The sequence below is a fragment of the Amycolatopsis sp. SB7-3 genome (assembly GCF_041021335.1).
Lineage (GTDB): Bacteria > Actinomycetota > Actinomycetes > Mycobacteriales > Pseudonocardiaceae > Amycolatopsis > Amycolatopsis japonica.
The window spans coordinates 81,035-97,041 of record NZ_JBFPJQ010000007.1 but is presented as its reverse complement, the minus strand read 5'-3'; the positions used below and the strand labels follow the sequence as shown (position 1 = coordinate 97,041).

15 protein-coding genes are annotated in these 16,007 nt (G+C 67.9%); 7 read left to right on the top strand and 8 right to left on the bottom strand.

Translation table 11 applies throughout. The features are described 5' to 3' along the window. Positions 1 to 38: 38 nt before the first annotated feature. Positions 39 to 2,639, bottom strand: a complete 2,601-nt coding sequence (locus tag AB8M46_RS35325) for an EAL domain-containing protein (RefSeq protein ID WP_394362997.1) — start codon at positions 2,637 to 2,639, stop codon at positions 39 to 41. A gap of 134 nt (positions 2,640 to 2,773) precedes the next feature. Between AB8M46_RS35325 and AB8M46_RS35320 the strand changes: the two genes are divergently transcribed. The 3 genes from AB8M46_RS35320 (at position 2,774) to AB8M46_RS35310 (ending at position 5,354) form a co-directional block, all read left to right on the top strand. Then, on the top strand, positions 2,774 to 3,925 hold the full coding sequence (locus tag AB8M46_RS35320) for a beta-ketoacyl synthase N-terminal-like domain-containing protein (protein ID WP_378424376.1): 1,152 nt from the start codon (positions 2,774 to 2,776) through the stop codon (positions 3,923 to 3,925). Between the two features lie 81 nt (positions 3,926 to 4,006). Next, positions 4,007 to 4,672, top strand: coding sequence for a DUF998 domain-containing protein (locus tag AB8M46_RS35315; protein WP_037346072.1), 666 nt, complete (start codon positions 4,007 to 4,009; stop codon positions 4,670 to 4,672). Between the two features lie 55 nt (positions 4,673 to 4,727). After that, the gene (locus tag AB8M46_RS35310) at positions 4,728 to 5,354 is read left to right on the top strand and encodes an AAA family ATPase (protein ID WP_125735732.1); all 627 of its coding nucleotides are present in this window, start codon (positions 4,728 to 4,730) and stop codon (positions 5,352 to 5,354) included. 146 nt (positions 5,355 to 5,500) lie between these two features. Here the strand turns inward: AB8M46_RS35310 and AB8M46_RS35305 are convergent, their stop codons facing one another. The 5 genes from AB8M46_RS35305 to AB8M46_RS35285 all read right to left on the bottom strand — a co-directional run bounded on the left by AB8M46_RS35305 (position 5,501) and on the right by AB8M46_RS35285 (position 11,352). Continuing rightward, positions 5,501 to 6,655, bottom strand: coding sequence for a 4-hydroxybenzoate 3-monooxygenase (locus AB8M46_RS35305; RefSeq protein WP_394362996.1), 1,155 nt, complete (start codon positions 6,653 to 6,655; stop codon positions 5,501 to 5,503). Between the two features lie 72 nt (positions 6,656 to 6,727). Continuing rightward, positions 6,728 to 7,669 carry a DNA polymerase domain-containing protein gene (locus AB8M46_RS35300; RefSeq protein WP_394362995.1) on the bottom strand — a complete coding sequence of 314 codons (942 nt, stop codon included), beginning with the start codon at positions 7,667 to 7,669 and terminating at the stop codon, positions 6,728 to 6,730. Positions 7,670 to 7,746: 77 nt separating this feature from the next. Then, entirely contained in the window at positions 7,747 to 8,262 is a 516-nt protein-coding gene (locus AB8M46_RS35295) for a lytic polysaccharide monooxygenase auxiliary activity family 9 protein (RefSeq protein ID WP_016331699.1), read from the bottom strand. 212 nt (positions 8,263 to 8,474) lie between these two features. After that, positions 8,475 to 10,964: a CHAT domain-containing protein gene (locus AB8M46_RS35290; protein WP_394362994.1), complete on the bottom strand. Its 2,490-nt coding sequence runs from the start codon at positions 10,962 to 10,964 to the stop codon at positions 8,475 to 8,477. Positions 10,965 to 11,178: 214 nt separating this feature from the next. Beyond that, on the bottom strand, positions 11,179 to 11,352 hold the full coding sequence (locus tag AB8M46_RS35285; protein WP_158073312.1) for a hypothetical protein: 174 nt from the start codon (positions 11,350 to 11,352) through the stop codon (positions 11,179 to 11,181). A 367-nt stretch (positions 11,353 to 11,719) separates the two neighbouring features. Here AB8M46_RS35285 and AB8M46_RS35280 point away from each other — a divergent pair, with 367 nt between their 5' ends. Together AB8M46_RS35280 and AB8M46_RS35275 are read left to right on the top strand one after the other, a co-directional pair. Next, the gene (locus tag AB8M46_RS35280) at positions 11,720 to 12,352 is read left to right on the top strand and encodes a hypothetical protein (RefSeq protein WP_378424368.1); all 633 of its coding nucleotides are present in this window, start codon (positions 11,720 to 11,722) and stop codon (positions 12,350 to 12,352) included. Beyond that, on the top strand, positions 12,309 to 12,692 hold the full coding sequence (locus tag AB8M46_RS35275; protein ID WP_235213449.1) for a hypothetical protein: 384 nt from the start codon (positions 12,309 to 12,311) through the stop codon (positions 12,690 to 12,692). The genes AB8M46_RS35280 and AB8M46_RS35275 overlap by 44 nt, the downstream gene beginning before the upstream one ends. Before the next feature lie 39 nt (positions 12,693 to 12,731). Here AB8M46_RS35275 and AB8M46_RS35270 read toward each other — a convergent pair whose 3' ends face one another. After that, on the bottom strand, positions 12,732 to 13,190 hold the full coding sequence (locus AB8M46_RS35270; RefSeq protein WP_037346056.1) for a membrane protein: 459 nt from the start codon (positions 13,188 to 13,190) through the stop codon (positions 12,732 to 12,734). Between the two features lie 155 nt (positions 13,191 to 13,345). Between AB8M46_RS35270 and AB8M46_RS35265 the strand changes: the two genes are divergently transcribed. Together AB8M46_RS35265 and AB8M46_RS35260 are read left to right on the top strand one after the other, a co-directional pair. Further along, positions 13,346 to 14,242 carry an ABC transporter ATP-binding protein gene (locus AB8M46_RS35265; RefSeq protein ID WP_394362993.1) on the top strand — a complete coding sequence of 299 codons (897 nt, stop codon included), beginning with the start codon at positions 13,346 to 13,348 and terminating at the stop codon, positions 14,240 to 14,242. Further along, on the top strand, positions 14,232 to 15,056 hold the full coding sequence (locus tag AB8M46_RS35260) for an ABC transporter permease (RefSeq protein ID WP_125735739.1): 825 nt from the start codon (positions 14,232 to 14,234) through the stop codon (positions 15,054 to 15,056). The genes AB8M46_RS35265 and AB8M46_RS35260 overlap by 11 nt, the downstream gene beginning before the upstream one ends. A gap of 58 nt (positions 15,057 to 15,114) precedes the next feature. On the opposite strand, the gene AB8M46_RS35255 is transcribed toward AB8M46_RS35260, so the two are convergent. Continuing rightward, positions 15,115 to 15,972, bottom strand: a complete 858-nt coding sequence (locus tag AB8M46_RS35255) for an aldo/keto reductase family oxidoreductase (protein ID WP_037346047.1) — start codon at positions 15,970 to 15,972, stop codon at positions 15,115 to 15,117. Positions 15,973 to 16,007: the final 35 nt, after the last annotated feature.

Below are 16,007 nucleotides of genomic sequence, written 5' to 3'. Positions count from 1 at the left end.
GTACATACTAGTAGGTACAGAGACAAGCTTCCTGCACTTCAAGCATTTAGAGGACTAACTGCGCCCCGCACCACGTGTTCGTACGTGGGCTTCAGGTCTTCGACCCGGCCCGGCGGAGCCACGAGGGGCCCCTTCGCCCAATCGCAGCCGAGTTCGTGCAGCACCTCGAGTTGCCGCGCGGTCTCGACCCCTTCCGCGACGACCATCAGGTCGACGGCGTGCGCCATCGCCATGATCCCGGCGACGATCGGTTCGGCGTCGCTCGATCGCCCGAGGTCGGCCACGAACGACCGGTCGATCTCGATCACGCTGAGGTCGAGCCTGCACAGCTGCGCGAGCGAGGAATACCCGGCGCCGAACCGTTCCGCGGTCACCCGCACCCCGGTCTTCCGCAGCGCGTCGACGGCGTCGGCCGCGTCCTTCAGCGCCGTCTCGTCGACATCGAGACTCAGGTCCTGCGGCCCGAGACCGGCGTCCTCCAACGTTGTCTGAACCACTTGCAGCAACGTGGGATCGCCCAGTTGGCGGACCGAAAGGCTCACATTCACATTACAGTGCACACCATGATCGGCACGCCATCGAGCGATCTCGCGGGCGGCCTTGGCGAGAACCTCCGCTCCGATGACCGTCAAAAGATCGCCGTCGTCGGCGAGTTCGGCCAATTCCGCCGGATCGATCGGCCCGCGAACGGGATGATCCCAACAGGACTTCGCCTTCACCGCGACCATGTCGCCGGTCCGCAAATCGACGACGGGCTGATAAACGGTCTCGACCAGCCCTTCCGCGACGGCGTTCCGCAGATCCTGTTCCAACGCGAAACGGTCTCGTACTCGTTTCCGCATGATCGGCGCATAGAACGCGTAACGACCGGGGCCGAAGGTTTTCGCCTGATACATCGCCAAATCGGCGTCTTCCAGCAATTCGTCGGCGGTGCGCCGGTCGCCCGGTTCGGCGATCACTATTCCAATGCTCGTATTGATATGCAGTTCTCGGCCGTGCACGGTGAGCGATTCGGCGAGCCGCCGCTGGAGATGATCGGCCAGCGCCCGCACCTCGGCGGCTTCGGTATAACCGGTGGTGATGACCAGGAACTCGTCCCCGCCGAGCCGTCCGACCAGGTCCGAAGGCCCGGCGGCGGCCCGCAGCCGGTCGCCGATGATGCGCAGCACCTGGTCACCGACGGTATGACCGAGCGAATCGTTGATGATCTTGAACTTGTCGAGGTCGATGAACATCACGGTGGTCGTGGCCGCCGGGTCGGCGATCGTCCGGCGCAGGTGGTTCAGCGCGTACGTGCGGTTCGCGAGCCTGGTCAGCGGGTCATGGGTGGCCTCGTAGGCCAGCCGCTCGCTGATCGCCCGCCGCTCGGTGATGTCGGCGAAGGACGTCAGTACCGAGGGCACGCTCTGGCCGGGCGCCATCAGCGGCCCGGAGGTCAGCGAAAGCCATCGATGCGCGCCGTCACGCCGCCGCACCTGCACGACCCGCCCGGTCTCGACCTTCCCGGACCGGCGCACCCGCGCGGACGGCAGATCGTCGACGGGCACCGGGACACCCTGTTCGTCGTGCAGCCGCAGCGTCCGGCTCTCCAGGCCGACCAGCGATCCCGGCGGCACGCCGGCGATCCGGTGCGCCGCGGAGTTCGCCAGCTCGATCCGTCCGCCGGGGCCCACCAGCAGCACTCCCTCGTCGAGCGTCTCGACGACGGTGGCGAATTCGGCCTCGGCCCGGCGCTGCGCGGTCTCGTCGGCGCACAGCAGCACGTAGCCGTCGAACATCTCGGCCGCGGAGACGCGCACCGCCAGCGCCGTGCCGTCGGCGCTGTAATGCGTCGCCTGCACGACACCGCCTGCCGCGACGACCTCCCGCGGGCTCATCGGCGCGCCGACGACCTCGGCCACCGGCACCCCGATGACCTGGTCGAGGTCGTGCCCGTAGACGGCCTCGGCCGCCGGGTTCCAGCTCGTCACCAGCCCGTCGGGCGAGGTCGCGATGATCGCGTCGCTCGCGTGGCCGACCAGCGCCGCCTGGAACCGCAGGCCGGCCTCGGCCGCCTTCTGCGTGGTCAGATCGCGCATGATCACCTGGTACGCGGGCTTGCCCTCCCAGGTGGTGAGCACCGCCTGGGATTCGACGGTGACGCTGCGGCCCTGGAGGGTCCTCAGGGTCATCTCCGTCGGTTCGCTGAACGAGCCGGGCGAGGCCAGCGAACCGATCCGCGCCAGCAGCGCGTCCTGCGAACCCGCGTCGACCAGATCCGTGATGTGCATCCCGATGATCTCGGTCGACACCTTCGCGCCGACGAACCGCATGGTGGCCGAGTTCACGAACACGACTTTGCCCCGCTGATGGACACAGATGCCGTACGGGCTCGCCTCCACCATCGTGAGGTATTGCGTTCCCAAAGTGCCGCTGTCGGAATTTTGCTCCAAAAGGCGGTACCCCTGGCCGAGAAAAGCGAGCGCGGGTTCGCCGCGCCGATCCCTCTCGGCGGACAACTCGGTCAGCAGACGGACGAGCGACACGTGCCGGTCGGTTTTTCCCACCGTGCGGGTCGCGGTGCCGTTCGCTGGCGAGGAATCCTGATCCGAGGGCCGGTGGGTGTCGGGAGTCCCACCGTCGAGATCGTCAGGATCCATCTGATCCAAACCCCCTATTCGACTGATGTAGCTTCCGATTAGATCACTAAATCGACGTAGCCGTCCTCCCCGGACAGCTGATCGGTGCGGCTATTCCACCCCAGCGTTGACTGAATGTAGTTGAAGGGAAACACGTGCGGAGCAAAACAGACATCTGCGGCATCGGCGCCGTAACCGCCTACGGCTGGGGGCGCGAATCACTCTGGGAGGGACTGGCGAGCGGCGTCCCCTGCGCCCAATTCACCGACGGCTTCGGGGAGACCCCGGATCTGCCCGGCTGGGTCGCGCACATCCCCGAGGGCGGCAAGGCGAGGGACGGCAGCCTGCACGCGCGCGCCCTGCTCGCCGCGGCACGGGAGGCGATCGAAGACGCTGGCTCGCGAGGCTGGACACCAGGACGGCGGGTCGGGGTCATCTCCGGCGGCGTCCGCGAAGACCTGCGCACCTGGGACAGGCTCACCGAACTCGGTGAACAGCTGATGTACCGGCGCGAATTCATCGGCATGATGCCCTCGACCCCGATCGCCACGCTGATGTCGGAGTTCGGCTTCCACGGCCCCTCCATGGCCACGTCCGCGATGTGCGCGACCGGCAGCGCCGCCGTGCTCACCGCGAAGATGTGGCTGGACGCGGACATGGCCGACGACGTCGTCGTGGTCACCACCGATCTGTCCGCCACCAGGCCGATGGTGCGCAACTTCGTGCACTGCGGGGTGGCGATCACCGACGTGCCCCCGCTCGAAGCCTGCCGGCCTTTCCAAGAGGGCACAAAGGGTTTCACCTTCTCCGAGGCCGCGGTCGCGGTCGTGCTGACCCAGCGCAAGACCGATTCGTACGCGACGCTGCGAGGCGGCGCGATGACGCACGAAGCACACAACGCGATGGCGCTCGACCCCGATTCGACGAGCGCGATCGAAGCGGTGACGAGCGCGCTGGAGAACGCGACCGCCTCGCCGTCGGACGTCCGCTACCTGAACGCGCACGGGACGGGCACGAAACTCTGCCACCGCACGGAATCCCAGATCCTCGAAGCGGTCTTCCCGCGCGAGACCGGGATCTACTCGATCAAACCGCTGACCGGGCACAGCCAGTCGGGCAGCGCGCTGACCGAGATCGCGGCGATCTGCCTCGCGGCCGAACGGGATCTGGTCCCGGCACCGAAACCGGTGGCGGACGGTCATCCGCAGCTGCTGGACGGACCGTCCCGGCCGGAAAGCGGGCTCACCGTCAAGACATCGATCGGGATGGGCGGGTACGTCGCGGCTGTCGTACTGGAGACTCCCTAGCGAGCAATTCGATAACACACGGTCCCACCGTCGTCACGAGCTGTCATTATCTAGCGAACAGCTCTGAGCACGGAGGCGACCATGGGCCTGCGAACGGCATCCGACAATCTCGTCCACAACTACCTGTTCTTGCGGCGCGCCATAGGTTTCCTCGGGATCGGGCTGCCTTTCGTGCTGGTCTTCGGGAAGATGGTCGTCGACGGTGGCGGCCTGCTCAATTCGATCAGCGGCTACTACTACTCGGGAATGCGTGACGTCTGGGTCGGCGTCATGTGCGCCATCGGCGTCTTCCTGTTGTCGTACCGGGGTTACGGCCGGGTCGACGACATCGCCGGGAACATCGCGGCGGTGGCCGCCGTCGGGGTGGCGCTCTTCCCCACGACACCGGCGAACGGCGACCGCTCGGACGAGATCATCGGGCTGCTGCACCTCGGCTTCGCCGCGGTCTTCTTCCTCACCTTGGCGTTCTTCTGCATCGTGCTGTTCACCAAGTCGGACAAGGAGATCCCCGGCGCCCGCAAACCCGAGCGGAACCGGCTGTACGTCGCGTCGGGCGTGATCATGCTGGTGTGCCTGGCGTTGATCGTGCTCTGCGGGCTGGTGTTCGACGACCTGACGAAGGACCTCTACCCGGCGCTGTGGCTGGAGTCGGTGGCGATCCTCGCGTTCGGCGTAGCGTGGCTCACCAAGGGCGGGACGCTGCTGCCGGACAAGACCGCGCTGCCGGGAACGCGCGTGACGGCCTGACCTGTGCCGATCAAGGTAAAGGAACCTTTATCCTCGGCCGGGTCGTTGAGGCCGTATGACCGATCGCATCGCATTCCGGCTCGGCCGTCGCGACCTGCTGGTGGTGGCGGGGATTCCCGGGGCGGGCAAGACCACCCTGCTGTCCCGGGCGGCGACCGGCGCGCTACCGGTACTCGATTCCGACCAGGTCCGCGCGCGGCTGCGTGAACGGCTGCCGCCCGCGCTGCCGTACCGGATCTACCGGCCGCTGGTCCACGTCTGGCATCGCGCGCGGGTGGTCCGCTCCGCGCTGGCGGACGGCGGCCCGCTCGTCGTGCACGAACCGTCGACCAGGGCCACCACCCGCGGCCTGCTGGCCCTGCTCGGCCTGCTGAGCCGCCGTCCGGTCCGGTTGCTGTGGCTCGACGTGGCCCCGGAAGACGCCCGCGCGGGCCAAGTCGCGCGCGGGCGGGTCATCCGGCGGCATTCGTTCGCCCGCCACGTCAAACGGGCCGAGAAGGTCCGCCGCGCCCTGCGTGAAGGCTGGGTCCCGGCGGGCTGGCACAGCGCCCGGATGGTGACCCGCGAGGTCACCGGGGCGCTGCGCTTCGTCACCGAGGAGGAGCCGGGGAGACAGCGCTCAGGCGATGTCCGGCTCCTCCGCGTCGAGCGCCCCGCCGCACACACAGTCCGCGCGGGCTAGCGGTTCCGGCTCGGGTTCGTCCGCGGGGCCGGGACGGTTCGGGTGCGGGTTCGACGGCGTCCAGCGGATGCGTACCGGCATCGTCGTTCGTCCTTTCACTCCGCGAAATCCTCTTTCCCGGAATACGGACGCGACGGGCGTCCGGTTCAGATGCCCACGTAGTTTTCGGCGAAGAAGTCTTGGTGCGCACGGGAAACCCGCAGGCTCTCCAACCGCGCGTCCCGCAGTGCCCGCTGGAAGACGGCCTCGTCGTCGTATCCCGCCGGGCCGTGCAGCAGGTTGATCATCCAGAGCGAGAACTCCTGCGCCCGCCAGATCCGCGGCAGGCAGTCGGCGGAATAGCGATCGAGCGCCGTCGTGTCGCTCTCGGTATGGGCTTCGATCAACGCGTGCGCGAGGATCTCGGCCTCCATCAGCGCGAGATTCGCGCCCTTCGCGGCGGCGGGACTGATGAGGCTCGCCGCGTCCCCCGCGAGGAACAGGTTCCCCCGCTGGATCGTGTCCATCACCCGCGAGGCCATGTCCACGATCCGGCGCTCGATGATGGCGCCGCGTTTGAGCTCGCCGTAGCGATGGGAGCGCATCCGCACGTGCAGTTCGTCCCAGATCCGGTCGTCTCCCCAGTCTTCCGGATCCTCCCCGCGCGGGACTTCGAGGTAATAGCGCGTCACCGTCGGCGTCCTCGCCATATGCCCGGCGAATCCCCGTTCGTGGATCGCGTAGCCGATCGCGGACATGCTCGGCGGCGCCTCGGCGAGGATCGCGAGCCACGAGATGTCGTGGTCCCGCCGGAAGACCCGTGCGGGGACGGATTTCAGCGAAACGCCGCGCCTGCCGTCGCAGCCGGCGATGTACTTGGCGCGCAACAGAAGATCATCGGCGATGACCGTCGCGTCCATGCCCGACACCGACGAGACCTCGGTGCCGAACCTGATCTCCCCGCCGCGAGCGAGGAACTCGGCGATCAGGTCGGTGACCAGGAACTGTTGCGGGTAAACGGTGTGCACCTCACCGTTCCCCCGTTCGCTGTACTTGAGCTCGAATTCGGCCTGATCGTTGCGAAAGGCGCAAGTGTCGTGCCTCGCACCCTTCTCGATCAGCCCGGCGGCGAGCCCGTTCTCGGTGAGCACACGGACGCTGTTCGCGGCGAGGAAACCCGCCCTCGCCCGGTTTTCGACATGCTCACGGCTTCGCCGTTCGAGGATCAGGCAGTCGATCCCGGCCGCCCGCAACAGGTTCCCCAGCACGAGCCCCGCCGGACCGGCCCCCACGATCACCACGTCGGCATCGATCTTTCCCACGAAAGCCCCCAGTACCTTCGCCCGCCCCCAGCGCGGTCCAAGGTACACAAAACACCGTGACGCCGTGGGCGTTCAGTCCTTCCGCTCGCGCGCCCTCGCCCGGCGTTTCCCCTCGTGCATCGCCACGACCCGCGCGATCGGGATCGTGTGGCCCTGTTCGACGAGGTCGGCGGGCAAGGTCTGCGGTTCCGGCATCGACTCGGCCCAGGGATCCTTGCCACTAAGGAGATCGAGCGCCGTGTGCACGGTGAAATCGGCGGGGACCACGTTCTCGAGGTCGTCCCAGGCCACCGGGAACGACACCGGCAGCCCCGGCCGCAGGCGCGGGCTGTACGCCGCCGCGACCGTGTTGCCGCCCGCCCGCGTCGAATCGAGGTACACCTTGCCCTCGCGGTCTTCCACGATGTACGCGGTCGTCGCGATCGACGGATCGAGCCGCTCCGCGCGGGCGGCCAGCGCGCGGGTCGCGGCGAAGACGTCTTCGAAGCCTTGTCCCGGCACCAGCGGGACGAAGATGTGCACTCCCTTGGAACCGCTGGTCTTCACCGTCCCGACGAGCCCGGATTCGGCGAGTGCCTGGCGCACCAGCACGGCGGCCTTCACGACATGCGCGAAATCGTCGCCGGCGGGCGGATCCAGGTCCAGCACGAGATGAGTGGGCCCCGCGTCGACGTCCGTGGTCATCAGCGTCGGGTGGTATTCGACGGCGCGCTGGTTCGCGAACCACAGCAGCGTGCGGCGGTCGTCGCAGAGCGCGTACGACACCTGCCGCTTCGACGTCTCCGCCCACATCCCGTACCGCTTCACCCAGTCGGGCGTGTACTTGGGCAGGTTCTTCTGCATGAACGGGTCTTGGCCGCGCAGGATACGGATCACCGAAAGCGGCCTGTTCGCCAGCACCGGGACGAGGCGGTCCGCGACGGCGTCCAGATAATCCACCAGGTCGCGTTTGGTCGCGCCCTCGAACAAGGGCTGGTCGAGATTGGTCAGCTTGACGCCGTCCCGTTCGCACATGGGACGAGCCTGACACAAAAGCCTCGTGAGTGGTAACGACGGTTAGAGCCGTCATTACCACTCACGAGCGCCACCGCCTAGCTGATGTTGGCGTCGATGCAGGCGTAGAACGCGTTCGCCGTGTCGTAGACGTTCCAGCGGGCGAGGATCTTGTGCCGCCCGCTCTGCTGCAGGTTCACGCTGTGGGTGACCGTGGCACCCGGCTGCGCGCCACCGTCGTTGAAGCTGGCGACCTTGGCACCGTCGACGAAGTACTCCCAAGTGCTGGTGCGGTGGCGAGCCGTCAGCGTCCACCGGAACGTGGTGGTACGCCCGAGGGAGTGCACCTTCCAGCCCTTGCTGTCATCGTTGAGGTCCGCGAAACGGCCGACACCGCCGTTACAGCTCATGAGACCCTTGGGGCCTTCGACACTTTGCGGCTCCCATTTGATGGAGCCACAGGAAACGGTGTTCTGCGCGCATTGCGCCTGCCTGCTCGCGGGCGAGGAAACGTAGCCGTGCGCGCTGGCGGTGCCCGCCGGGATCGCGACCAGGGCCGCCGGCACCATCGCCGCACCGGCCGCCAGGGTCAAAAGCCGTCGTTTGAAGCTCATGCCTACCCCTTTCCCAATCTCTACACCCACCGCGGACTCGAGATTCCTGGGTCACAGCGAGCGAAATACCAATGAAGGTGGGGACACATCCGCCGAAGCGCCGAGCCGGCGAATGTGGTCTAGACCATAATTGGTTCAGACGACTCGGTCAAGAGTAACCAACCGGGCACTTGGAGTCGTGAAGATCGAACAGGGGTTGTCAAGCCGGAGGATCAGCCCGCACCCAAACAGACGAACGGTCGCCGGAACGGATCAACGGCGATGGTGTCCGCCAGCGCGGTCGCCGGTCCGGCCCCTCCCGCGAGACCGCGGTGGTAATCGTCCATCGCGGCCGCCGCGGCCTCGTCACCGACTCGGCTCAACGGCGCGATCACCGTCCGCGAACCGCTCGCGAGCAACGCACTGGCGAAACCGAGGACCTCGTCCCCGGGCCGGATCCGGTTCAGCGCCAGTTCACACGCCGCGAAGACGACCTGTGTCGGCGGTTGCGCCAGCCCGGCCATCTCGTGCGCGAAGAGCGCGCCGTCGGCCAATTCCAGCCGGGAGAACAAGGCGTTCTCGGGCTCGTGCGCGCCGTGCGCGGCGATGTGCGCGAGCTTCGCCCCGTCCAGCGCGTGCAAAACAGAGGACACGGTCGCCTCGGCACCGGCCAGCGTCCGCGCGGTCCGGTAATGCACGGCGAGTTTGTCCAGCTCACCACGCGTCCCGACAAGTCCGGGGCCCCGGACGAGAACGACCTTCCGCGCACGGGAGACGGTCGACCGCGCCGCCCCCAGCCAGGCCGTCGCCGACGGGGCGACGACGATCGGCCGCGACCGCAACGCCGGCAGCACTCCCCACGGCACGGCGAACAACGGGCCGGTCGGCACGACGATCAGGCCGCGATCCCCGAGCAGCGCTTCGAGCGGCCGGACCAGCTGGGTGTCCAGCCGTTCGGCCTGTTTCCGTGCCGAACCGAGCACCGACTGGACCAGGGGCGCCGGCAGCCGATCCGGCGCGAGCGCGTCGAGGTCGACGTTCAGCATCCGTGCGGATTCCGCCGCCCGCGCGGCCGAACCTAGCCGCACCAGCTCGCATCGGCCGTCGACGACGACCATCGCCACCAGGTCGTCCCCCGACGACGCGAAACTCACCAGCGCGCGTTCGCCCAGCTCCTCGGCGACCTCCGCGAGCCGCGCGACCGGCCGGGGCCTGCCCCAGCGACCCGTATGCCAGCCGAGCCGATGCGCCTCGCGCAACCGCTCGGCGTGCTTCGTCCGCAAGGCCGCTGTCGGATGCCCCTCGTGCTGCGCCTGATGGATCGCCTGATCGAGCCCCCGGACCTCGCCGACCCGCTCGGCGAGCTCCGGATCGGTCGCGACAACCGGTTCGTACCGGTAACTTTGCGCGCGGGTCCGCTCCGTCCAGCCGAACAACCGAGCCGCGTCGGCCCGCTCCAGCACGATCTTGACGGCCAGATCCGCCAGCTCCCTGCCGTGCAGCGCCGTACCGGACACCAGCTCGATACCGCCCATCCGGTCGCGGACGCGGTCGAGTTCGTTGAGCCCGGCCCGGATCTCCGCCAGCGCCTTGGCCTTGTCCCCCTCGGCCACCGCGAGTTCCGCGCGGCAAAGCCTGCGCAGCATCCGATAATCGACGGAGGTCAGCCGTCCCGGCTGCGGAATCCGCGCGAGCAGCTCGGCGGCGCGTTTGCGTTTCCCCTTCCTCAGCTCGACACGGACCGCCAGCATCCGCGCCAACGCGGCCTGATCGGCGAGCCGCGGCATCGGCATCCCGTTCGCCGCCCGCAACGCGCGCGAGGTCAGGGAGGGCGGGATTTCGTTGGTGCGCAGGGCTTCCTGCACGTCCGCGCGGAGGCCGACGATGGTCGCGTTGGCGACGCAGGTCTGGCAGCCCCAGCGGAGCGTACGACGCCGGGCCGAAGCGGCGTAGGTCCGCGCGAGCTCCAGATCATCGGTCATCAGCGCCGCGGACGCGCGGAACAATTCCACCCCGCCCAGATCCCTGGTGATACTCCGCTGTTCCAGCATCACCGGCAGGATCTCGTCGAGATGGGCTCCGGCCTCTTCGGCAAGACCCGCGGTCAACAGCGCTTCGGCCCGCTCCCACCTCAGCAGCGGCGGGATGTCCAGGTCGAGCGAGCGGTAGATCCGCTCGCTTTCCTCGTAGAGCCGCAGCGCGGCGGGTACGTTCCCGACCCGGAGTTCGAGCGTGCCCAGCGGGCGGCGGACGTCCGCGGCCTGAGCCCGCAGGCCGTTCCGTTCCGCGAGTTCCACGGCGCTGACGAGGTCTCGCCTGGCCCGCCGCACGTCGCCGAGCCTGGTGTACGCCAGCCCGCGAGTGGTCAACGTGCCCAGGTAAGGGTCGAGCGATGTCGAAGGATCCTTCGACATCGCGAGCGCGGCCTCTTTGTGCGCCAGGGACGAATCGAAATACGCCGTGCTTTCCTCGTTCCGACCCACCGCCATGAGCAGGAGTCCGTAATTGTGGTCGAGCTGACCGCGTAATTCCGCGTAGAGACGGGGGTCGTCCACCGCTTTCAGCAACAGTCGTACGTCGTCCAGACCGGCGAGCCCGGAAGCGACGCCCCCACTGGTCTCCGACCCCACGGTCGCGATACTGGAAGCCAGCCGGATCCGGGCGGCGAGCCAGTCGTGCCGCATCCGTTCGGCGACCGGATGAATGGAATCGAGCAACGCCATGCCCCGGCGGAGCAGAAGGATTCCTTCGCGTTGACGGGCCGAACACGCGGCATCGATACCGGCACGCTGGAGTTCGCGCGCTTTGCGAATGACCTCGATTTGATCGAGCTGTGTTACCGCCACTGATCTATGACAGCACACTCCGTAGCCGAGAGTCGCCCGCCACCGGTTCGAAACCGGGTGACGGGCGTACCTCTTCGACCAGGAGCATCGCTCAGGGAGTGGGCGGCGGCGTCTGGGCGCATCCGCCGGGGCAGTCGCGGACCCGTTCGTTCTGGTGCTCACAATCGGGACTGTGCCGGTGTTCTCCCTGGTCGGGCTTGGGCTGAGCCGGGTCGACCGGCTCCTCCTCGCCGATGGGGTCCTTGACGTCCGTAGGCGTCGACATTTGACGATCTCCTCCCCTGATGATCTTTTCTGTCGTACCAGGCAGCCCCATTACGGCGGCCCCCTCCGTTCGCAGGCCCTCTTCCTGCGAACGGGGCAATAGTGCCACAACGGAGCAGTGATCGGGAGTTTTTACCTACACTGAGTCATCGGCGGCACCCAATAGGGGGACGCTTGATTAGCGAGCCTCACGATCTCCGCCCAATGGACGCACAGGCGTCCGCGAAGCGGCGTAAAAGAGATCATTTCACTGGGCCATCCGGCCTAAGATCCAAAACTTCTTGCGGCACAAGGGTTTCCGGCCGAGAAAGCGGGGAACTCACCGCCTGTCGGGGGATGACCGGCGAATATCCGGAGGAGAGATAACGATGCCCACGTGGTTGGTCATCATCATCGTCATCGCCGCGATCCTGGTGGTGGGAGCGGCCGCTTGGTTCGTCATCGAAGGACAGCGCAGGCGGCGATTGCGGGAGACGTTCGGACCCGAATACGACCGGGCCGTCAAAGAGCACGAAAGCCCGCGAGAAGCCGAACGTGAGCTTTCGTCGCGGGTGAAACGACATTCGGATCTCGACATCCGGCCGTTGCCGGAGACCACAAAGGACCGGTACGCGCAGGAATGGGCGCTGATCCAGGAACAGTTCGTCGACCGCCCGTCCGGCGCCGTCGTCGAGGCGGACCGGGTGCTGGTCTCGTTGATGGCCGAGCGCGGCTACCCGACCGAAGGGTACGACCAGCAGCTCGCGGATCTGTCCGTCCGGCACGCCAACGCGTTGCGGCACTACCGCGCCGGGCACGACACGCTGGTGCGCCACCGGGAATCCGAAATGTCCACAGAGGACCTGCGGGAAGCGATGAAGCACTACCGCGAAGTGTTCGAAGATCTGTTGACCGATGCCGGCGAAGGAGCGGAAACCCATGGAAAGCAGGCCACTGGAAACCGAGGGAACGGAACGCGTGGCGGGGACGACGGAACGACCCGACGAGGATCGGACCACTGACGGCGACGCCGGCCGTCCCCTGGGCACCGAGGACCTGGTGGCCACCGATTCCCAGCGCACCAACGAAGACGACGCGCAGACGCTGTTCGAAAACGTCGACGTCGAGCGGTTCCGCGACAGCTGGCAAGGCATCCAGACGGCCTTTGTGGACGATCCGCGGCGAGCGGTCAAGGAAGCCGACGAACTCGTCGCGGTGGTGATCCAGAACCTGGCGACGACCTTCGCGGACCACAAGAAGGAACTGGAATCCGCGTGGAGCCAGGGCGAACCGGCCACCGAAGACCTCCGGATCGCGCTTCGCCGCTACCGGTCGTTCTTCAACCAGTTGCTGAGCGCCTGACCGAAGCCTCGTGAGTGGTGATCCACTCACGAGGCTCTTTCAGGCCCCGGTGGTCGACCCGGGCCGAACGATCATCAGCACCGTCACCACGGCCCACAGCAGATTGAACATCCCGGTGTACATCGCCACCCGCCCGGCGGTGACCGGCGCCGACGGCGGCTCCGCGTCCAGCGCGGCGAGGATCGCGTTCTGCCCGGGCAGCACCAGCAACGCCAGTACACCGGCGGCCGCGGCGGTCAGCACGATCGACACGATCACCCACGCGTCGCCGAAGACCCGCATGCTTCCCGCCGTCGCCAGCCCGAAGAACGGCACCGCGATACCGAAAATCGCGTAGACGCGGCAGATCCGGTTGAGCGCGCGCAGCACGGACAGCCCGGAACCCGGTTCGGCGAAGGCTTTTCGCGCCGCGGCGGGGAACATGCTCGCCGCGACGGTGACCGGGCCGACCGCGATGACGGCGGCGAGCACGTGGAGGATCAAGAGGATTTTCGACACGCCACCGAGCCTATGATCATCGCCGCGGTGTCCGGTACCGGTGTTTTCGACAGATGTCGCAGGATTCCGGCCATCCGGCTACGTCCGATGACGTACGCGGAGTGCCGCTCGTGAACGGATGTGGTGCAGGCCTCCCCGCGACACCATTCGTCACCATGAACCTTCCCGTGGACACAGACGAACTCACGAAACGGTACGGCGAACAGCTCGCCGTGGACCGGATGAAACTGACCGTGCTGCCCGGCGAGATCTACGGTTTCCTCGGCCCGAACGGCGCGGGCAAGACGACGACGTTGCGGATGCTGCTGGGCCTCGTCCGGCCGACCTCCGGCAGCGTCCGGCTGTTCGGCAGGCCGCCCGGTGACCTCGCCGGGGTCGGGGCGCTGATCGAATCGCCGGGGTTCTACCCGTACCTCTCCGGCTCGGACAATCTCAAGGTACTGGCCCGCTACAGCGGAACGGATCCGCTCCGCGTCGGCGAAGTACTCGCGATGGTCGACCTCGCCGATCGCGGCAAGGACCGGTACTCCACCTACTCCCTCGGCATGAAACAGCGGCTCGGGGTCGCTGCGGCGCTGCTGAAGGACCCGCGACTGCTGATCCTCGACGAGCCGACCAACGGGCTCGACCCGGCCGGGATGGCCGACATGCGGGTGCTGATCCGGCGGCTCGGCGCGGAGGGCTGCACCGTGCTGCTGTCGAGCCATCTGCTGGGCGAGGTCCAGCAGATCTGCGACCGCGTCGGCGTCGTCTCCCGCGGCCGGCTGGTCGCGGAGAACACCGTCGCCGAACTCCGCGGCGGCACGGTGCTGCACATCGAGTCCGACGAGATCACGCGTGCCGCCGATCTGGTGCGGCAACGGATCGGCGCGGAGAACGTGCGCGAGAGCGGGACCGGGCTCGATCTGACCGTCGACCCGGATCGCGCGTCGTGGCTGAACCGCGAACTCGTCACGGAAGGGATCGCGGTGCGTGAACTGCACGTCCGCGAACGGGATCTGGAACAGGTCTTCTTCGAGCTCACCGGAGAGGTGGCAGGTCATGTGGGGTAGCTGCACCGCCGAGCTGGCGAAACTCGTCCGGCGTCCGGCGAACTGGTTCATGCTGGGGATCGCGGTCGTACTCGGCCTGACGTTCACCTACCTGCTGCCGCTCGCGGGCGCGGCGGGCTCGTCGAGCGGAGCTCCCGGTACCGATCGCGGACTGGCCTCGACCCTGCCGTCCAACCTGGTCGGCAACGCGATCGGCGGACTGCCGGTGTTCCTCGGGGCGATCCTGCTCGTGCTCGGGGTGCTGGCCGTCGGCTCCGAATACGGCTGGAGCACCTGGAAGACCGTTCTGACGCAAGGACCTTCACGACTGACCGTCTACAGTGGAAAGTTGTTCGCGCTGGCCGTCGCGTCGCTGACCGTCGTGGTGGCGAGCTTCGCGACCGGCGCGATCACGAGCGCGCTCATCGCGTCTTCGGAGGGCGAGCCGATGAACTGGCCGTCGTTCGGATCGCTGCTGACGGGGATCGGCGCCGGTTGGCTCATCGCGATGACCTGGGCGGCACTCGGCGCGGCGCTCGCCATCGCGATGCGCGGGGTCGCGCTGCCGATCGGGCTCGGCCTGGTGTGGCTGCTGGTGGTGCAGAACCTGCTGTTCGGGGTCGCGGCCCCGCTGGTGGACTGGGTCGGCACGCTTCAGCTGGCGCTGCCGGGAGCCAACGCCGGTTCGCTGGCGGCGTCGCTCGGTGCTTCGGGCGCGACGCCGGGCGTCGGGGAACTCGTCAGCGTCTCTCAGGCGACGCTGGTGGTGGCCGGCTACCTGGTGGTCTTCGCCGGTCTCGGCGGCTGGCTGCTGCGGCGCCGGGATGTCCTCTGAAGCGCGTGAAGGCCTCCTTCCCTCGGCTGAGCCGAGGGAAGGAGGCCTTCACGGACGACTAGGCGAGGGCGTCGAGATCGGCCAGGACGTCCGCTGGCAGCTCCAGGTCCGCGGCTGCGACGTTCTCCCGCAGGTGCGCGGGCGAGGACGTGCCCGGGATCAGCAGGATGTTCGGCGACCGCTGGAGCAGCCACGCGAGCGCGACCTGCATCGGCGTCGCGTCGACCCGGCGGGCGCAGTCGTCGAGCACGCCGGACTGCAGCGGCGTGAACCCGCCGAGCGGGAAGTACGGCACGAACGGGATGTTGATGGCCGCGAGGGCGTCGAGGAGCCCGTCGTTGGCGCGGTTCGCGACGTTGTACTCGTTCTGCACGCAGACGACCGGCGCGATGGCGCGCGCTTCCTTGACCTGCTCGGCCGACACGTGGCTCAGGCCGAGGTGCCGGATCAGGCCCTGCTGCTGGAGCTCGGCGAGCACCTCGAACGGCTCCGTGATCGAGACCGGGATCGGGAAGACGCCGTGCTCCCCCGCGAGCCGCAGGTTCACCACGTCGAGGACGTCGAGGCCGAGGTTGCGCAGGTTGTCGTGGACCGCGGAGGTCAGCTCCTCGCGCGAGAGCGCCGACGGCCAGCCCTTGTCCGGAGACCGCTTCGCGCCGACCTTCGTGACGATGTGCAGCTCGTCCGGGTACGGGTGCAGGGCCTCGCGGATCAGCTCGTTGGTCGTGTGCGGACCGTAGAAGTCGCTCGTGTCGATGTGGGTCACGCCCAGCTCGACCGCCTCGCGGAGGACCGCGATCGCGGCGTCGCGGTCGCTCGGCGGACCCCAGATGCCGGGGCCGGACAGCCGCATGGCGCCGTAGCCCATCCGGCTCACGGTGAGATCGCCGAGGGTGTGGGTGCCGCCTGGGCTCATGATCGCTCCTTGTGCAAGTGGGTTCCGCTCACCTT